Annotated in this window: 6 protein-coding genes; all 6 read right to left on the bottom strand. The window is 39.9% G+C overall.

Annotated features, from left to right (window positions below; genetic code table 11):
* Window positions 1-79: 79 nt before the first annotated feature.
* Window positions 80-1,210: an aldo/keto reductase gene (locus tag PLK24_RS08145; protein ID WP_324478027.1), complete on the bottom strand. Its 1,131-nt coding sequence runs from the start codon at window positions 1,208-1,210 to the stop codon at window positions 80-82.
* A gap of 93 nt (window positions 1,211-1,303) precedes the next feature.
* Window positions 1,304-2,134, bottom strand: coding sequence for a bifunctional hydroxymethylpyrimidine kinase/phosphomethylpyrimidine kinase (gene thiD / locus PLK24_RS08140; RefSeq protein ID WP_324478025.1), 831 nt, complete (start codon window positions 2,132-2,134; stop codon window positions 1,304-1,306).
* Window positions 2,135-2,226: 92 nt separating this feature from the next.
* Window positions 2,227-3,237, bottom strand: a complete 1,011-nt coding sequence (gene thiL / locus PLK24_RS08135; RefSeq protein ID WP_324478023.1) for a thiamine-phosphate kinase — start codon at window positions 3,235-3,237, stop codon at window positions 2,227-2,229.
* Window positions 3,225-3,869 carry a thiamine phosphate synthase gene (gene thiE / locus PLK24_RS08130; protein ID WP_324478020.1) on the bottom strand — a complete coding sequence of 215 codons (645 nt, stop codon included), beginning with the start codon at window positions 3,867-3,869 and terminating at the stop codon, window positions 3,225-3,227. Before thiE ends, thiL begins: the two co-directional genes overlap by 13 nt.
* Window positions 3,866-4,678, bottom strand: a complete 813-nt coding sequence (gene thiM, locus PLK24_RS08125) for a hydroxyethylthiazole kinase (RefSeq protein ID WP_324478019.1) — start codon at window positions 4,676-4,678, stop codon at window positions 3,866-3,868. The genes thiE and thiM overlap by 4 nt, the downstream gene beginning before the upstream one ends.
* On the bottom strand, window positions 4,663-5,089 hold a 427-nt coding region (locus PLK24_RS08120; RefSeq protein WP_324478017.1), incomplete at its 5' end, for a cytosine permease. The genes thiM and PLK24_RS08120, both read right to left, overlap by 16 nt.

The raw sequence follows: 5,089 nt of genomic DNA, 5'->3' as shown, positions 1-5,089 counted from the left end.
AGGTTCTTCCTCCTTTAATGAAAGACAGGAAAATGAAGGCGAAAATCTCTTTCTAGCTCCGGATCATTCTTTGCTATCCTTAAATAATCCGGATTTTCACCGGTGGACGGGTATCAGTCAATTTATCATGGGCAATTTTTAATTTTTCAATTATTGGAAGGTGGTAGGGACAGCGAGGAATACATTCACCACATTCACTACAAGCCAGGGCTTTGGGATCAACTTTTTTATAAGCTTCTTGAGCATAATCTTGGTTGCCAAACCAAAAACGTAATCGATCACGCAGTGCGTATTCACCAGGGTCACGAACCACACCATCGGCCAATTGGCGGTCCCATTGTCCTTCTAAGGCAAATATCCAAGGGATATTAATTTTCTCCGGACAGGGTAAACATTTATCACATTGTCGACAAACATACTGGCCAAGTTCTGAAGCTTTTAAGAAAAGTTGTTCTTTTTCTTTTTCACTCATAGCTTGAATGGTATTTATAAATTGAATATCCTTTTCCAAATATTCAAGGGTATTAGCTCCAATTATAGCCGAAGAAATTGGTAGACTCAGAGTGTAACGAAGCGCATTTTCCCAATTCTTCCAGAGTAACCCGTCGGCAAAAACCTTCATGGCCAATAAACCGACATTTTTCTCCAGGGCAGCTGGTATAACCTGAGATTCCCAGGCAGGAAAGTTAAAACGGTCGAAAAAGTTTAGGGGGATCATAATCACATCAAAAGGATAAGTATTAAGTGCTCGCAAGGCAACCTCTGGACCGGTATGACTCGAAAATGCAGTAAAACGGATTTTCCCTAATCTTTTCGCTTCCTCTAATCCTTCCAACGCTCCATTAGGTCCGGATGCTATATCAACGAACTCATGTCTTCCAAATTCGTGGAGAAAAAAGATATCAATCGAATCGGTTTGCAATCTTTTCAAGCTCTCATCAATTGATGCTAAAAGCTCCTTTTTCTTTCTTTCGATGCTCTTGCTCGCCAGGATAAACTCTTGACGGCGGTTTTTTGCTACTTTTCCAATTTTCAATTCTGAATTCCCAAATCCATACCCAGCAGCTGTTTCCAAATAATTACCGCCCCGATCTAAGTATCGATTGATTATTTCAAGGGCATTTTTCTCACTAAGCTCTATTAAATGAAATCCACCTAACCCCATTACCGAAATATCCAGATTGGTTTTTCCCAATTTTCGTTTCTGCATAATCCCACCCCCAAGATAAGTCGCCAGGTATTATTATAAACTATTTATAGTTACCCCACATATAAACAGGATAATCTCATTCCTATTCCACAGCTACCAATTCCATCCTCCCTTTTCAGGATTTAAACCACATTTGAGAAAAAGCGGGGCGAGATGATTGGTTGGACCAAAGCCTTTCCCCAAACTAAGAGAATATCGAATAACTATATCCATATATCGACGAACTATTTTTACTGCGGCGAGAACATCATATCCCAACGCCAAAAGAGATGCTAAGGCAGCCGAATAGGTACACCCGGTTCCATGAGTATTTTTAGTCATTTGTCGCTGTACCGGAAAAATTACATCTTTCTTTCCATCAAAAAGAATATCCATCATTTCCTCGCCGGCTAAATGCCCACCCTTGATTAAGACATATTTTGGTCCCATTTGATGGATAATACGGGCTGCTTGTTTCATTTCGTCTGGGGTAAGAACTGATATACCTGATAAAACCGAGGCTTCATTTAGATTGGGTGTAACCACCTGGGCATGTGGTAATATTTTTTCTTTAAAGCTATGGATCGCCTCTGATTCAAGCAAATAACGTCCTGATTTTGAAACCATAACTGGGTCAATAACTAATTGAGGTAGTGAAAAATTTTTTATCGCTTCAACCACTGCCTCAATGATCTCAGCATTAAAAAGCATCCCGGTTTTGACTGCATCAACCCCAATATCTTCAGCAATTGCTTTAATCTGATTATAAACTGCTGCCGAATTCAGGGCAGTAATTGATAAGACCTCATGGGTATTCTGGGCAGTGACCGCGGTTATCGCCGTCATTCCATAAACACCAAAGGCACAAAAAGTCTTTAAATCAGCCTGGATACCCGCTCCTCCTCCTGAGTCAGAACCGGCAATAGTAAGGACTCGTTTTAACATGAAAATTCCTCCGCACTGTCATTTTTTCCTATTTTTAGCTTTTTTTTCATCAGCAAATAGTCGTTAGACATTGCTGTTAGAATGAATATTTTTTAAAAAGAGGAAAAATGATTCCATCCCTGGGTATGAAATTCATAATTTTGCTCATTCTTTTCAAATATGAGATTACTTCCAGTGGTGATTTCACCAACTATAGTCACCGGAACTCCAACCTCACGCTGGATTTTATTTCGAAGTTCATCAGCATTTTGAGGAGTTGTAGTAAAAATAAGTTCGTAATCCTCTCCTCCACTAAATGCATAATCAAGAGGATAACAATTCTGTTCTGAACACCAGGAAATGAGCTGTCGAGAAAGTGGGATTCTTTCTGGATCAATAATTGCACCTACCTGACTCTGTTTTAAAATATGCCCTAAATCCTGCGCGAAACCATCAGATATATCAATGAGTGCAATTCTATCTTTACTATCTGCCAAGATTCTCCCCACCTCTACTCGTGGTTCGGGCAAAAAATATCGATTTAAAAGATATTGCTTCTTTGCCGTATTCATTTTTTGTTCTTCTAAAAGGATCTTCAGTCCGGCAGCAGCATCACCTAAAGAACCAGTTACCAGAATCAAATCTCCAACACGGGCTTGATTTCGTAGCAAAAGTCGGTTTCTCTTCACTTCTCCAATACAAGTTACATCGAATATCAGTTTGCCCTCGGTATGAGCTAGGTTTCCTCCAATAACCTCAACAGCATACTGGTTTGCCTTATAACGAAATCCTTCTAAAAAGGTGTCTATCCATCGAATCGAAACATTCGAGCGAAGGACCAAGGATAAAAGAGCAAAACGAGGTGTTCCTCCCATGGCGGCAATATCGCTTAAGTTTACTGATAAAACCTTTTGTCCCAGTAAATAGGGAGGAACTAAATCGGTTATAAAGTGAGATCCTTCTACCTGAGAGTCACAGGTGTAAAGAGTATAAAACCCTTCTCTTCCCGTAACAACAGCACAGTCATCATCAATCCCAACTACGGTTTCAGGACCGTAAGGTGTAAACTTTTTTTTAATTAAATCGATAAGCCCAAATTCCCCAATATCAGTTAGGGTTGACATGTTTTCCCCTTTCTAAATGTATCAATTATGTATCGAAATCTTTTCGTTGTTTCAAAAGGCGAGTCAGCAGCAACTATCGCTGAGATGACTGCCACTCCATCAACTCCGGATTGGATTACTTCGGGAAGATTTTCTAAGGTAATACCGCCAATAGCAATGACCGGTATCGAAACCGCCGTTTTAATCTCCCTCAACCGTTTGGTACCAATAGCCATACCGGCATCGATCTTTGTTTGAGTAGGAAAAACACTTCCGACCCCCAGGTAATTAGCTCCATCCTCTTCGGCTTTTTGGGCTTGATGGACTGAATCAGCCGAATAGCCAATAATAAAATGAGGAGCTATTTCCCGAGCATATTTTAAAGGCAAATCCTCATCACCGAGATGTACACCATCGGCGCCCACTGCTAAAGCAATATCCAGACGATCATTAATGATCAATGGAATTCCAGTTGTTTTGGTAATTTTTCGAACCGTTCGTGCATTCTCAAAAAAGATCCGGGTTGGAAGGTTTTTTTCGCGTAATTGAATGATTGTGGCGCCCCCCTGGATAACTTCCTCAATCACTTCGATTAGGGTTCTATTTCTCGGTAAATCTCGATCAGTAATCACATATAAAGAATAATCAATCATGTTTCCACCTCAACTTGCAAAGAAGAAGCAAAATTTTCAACATCCATATTATATATAACATCAAATAAAACCTGGTGAAAAAGCCCTGGACCCTCTACTTTTTTAGCAGCAATTTCCGCACAAACACCGAAAAATCCTATAGCGGCAGTGGTTGATATGAGATGATCCTCTTCAACGGAAGCAAAAGTGGCACAGAGAGAAGAAACCATGCATCCGGTTCCAGTTAAAAATGTTAACCATGGATGGCCGTTAAAAACTGAAATAAGATGAATCCCATTACTGATAAAATCAACTTTTCCCGTCACTGCCACTATTGTTCCATAACGCCGGCTGGCTTCCCGAGCTAAATCTGAAATAGATAAATTGGTGGAGACAGCATCTACACCTTGAATTAATCGCGGTTCACCTAAAAGAGCGGATATTTCACCAGCATTCCCGCGTATAATAGCTATCTTGATTTCAGAGAGTATTTCCTTAGCTGAGTTGGTTCGATATTGAGTGGCTCCCGCCCCAACCGGATCTAAAATAACCGGAATCCTCTTTTGATTGGCTACTTTCCCAGCTAATCGGCAACTCTCGATAACATCTGGATTTAAAATTCCCAAATTCAAAACCAAAGAATCGGCATGAGCAGCCATTTCTTCAACTTCTACCTTCGAGAGTGCCATTACTGGTGAAGCACCAATCGCCAATGTGACGTTGGCATTATCATTGGCGGTTACCATATTGGTTATATGGTGAATAAGGGGCTTCTTTTGACGAATAATTGGTAGCAATGAAACACATTGTTGAATTATTTTTTTATCCATTTTTTTAACACCAAATATAGAGTGCCGGAAGAAAAAAGACTGGGAAGGGATGCGCTAAAAACCGGCAAATAATTCAAAAATAATCGATAAATAACGAACCCGCCCGCCCAAGCCAACCAAGCTAAAAGGTCGTATTCTTTCTGGTGCAAAAGTTGATTGACATCAACATTTCTTTTCCGATAAACAAAGTAGTCGAAAAGAACCACTCCAAACAAAGGAATGAAAATTGATCCGATGAAATATAAAAAACTTTCATAACGGTCCACAGGGAAGAAAAGCGCCAGTCCGGTGCCAGATATTCCAAAAATGAAAGTTGCAACCTTTTCTTTTACTCTCGGCTTAATATTCATAAAAGAAACTGCTGTTGAGTAAATATCTAAAAAAGTTGTCGTAATAGTTGAAAAAAGTACT

Origin of the sequence: Atribacter sp. (genome assembly GCF_035418125.1) — a bacterium.
Lineage (GTDB): Bacteria > Atribacterota > Atribacteria > Atribacterales > Atribacteraceae > Atribacter > Atribacter allofermentans.
This window is presented reverse-complemented; position numbering and strand designations above follow the sequence as displayed.

What these genes read in the sequence shown, in the direction of transcription:
- PLK24_RS08145 (WP_324478027.1), bottom strand. Translation starts at nt 1,210, where the DNA reads ATGCAGAAACGAAAATTGGGAAAAACCAATCTGGATATTTCGGTAATG.
- thiD (WP_324478025.1), bottom strand. Translation starts at nt 2,134, where the DNA reads ATGTTAAAACGAGTCCTTACTATTGCCGGTTCTGACTCAGGAGGAGGA.
- thiL (WP_324478023.1), bottom strand. Translation starts at nt 3,237, where the DNA reads ATGTCAACCCTAACTGATATTGGGGAATTTGGGCTTATCGATTTAATT.
- thiE (WP_324478020.1), bottom strand. Translation starts at nt 3,869, where the DNA reads ATGATTGATTATTCTTTATATGTGATTACTGATCGAGATTTACCGAGA.
- thiM (WP_324478019.1), bottom strand. Translation starts at nt 4,678, where the DNA reads ATGGATAAAAAAATAATTCAACAATGTGTTTCATTGCTACCAATTATT.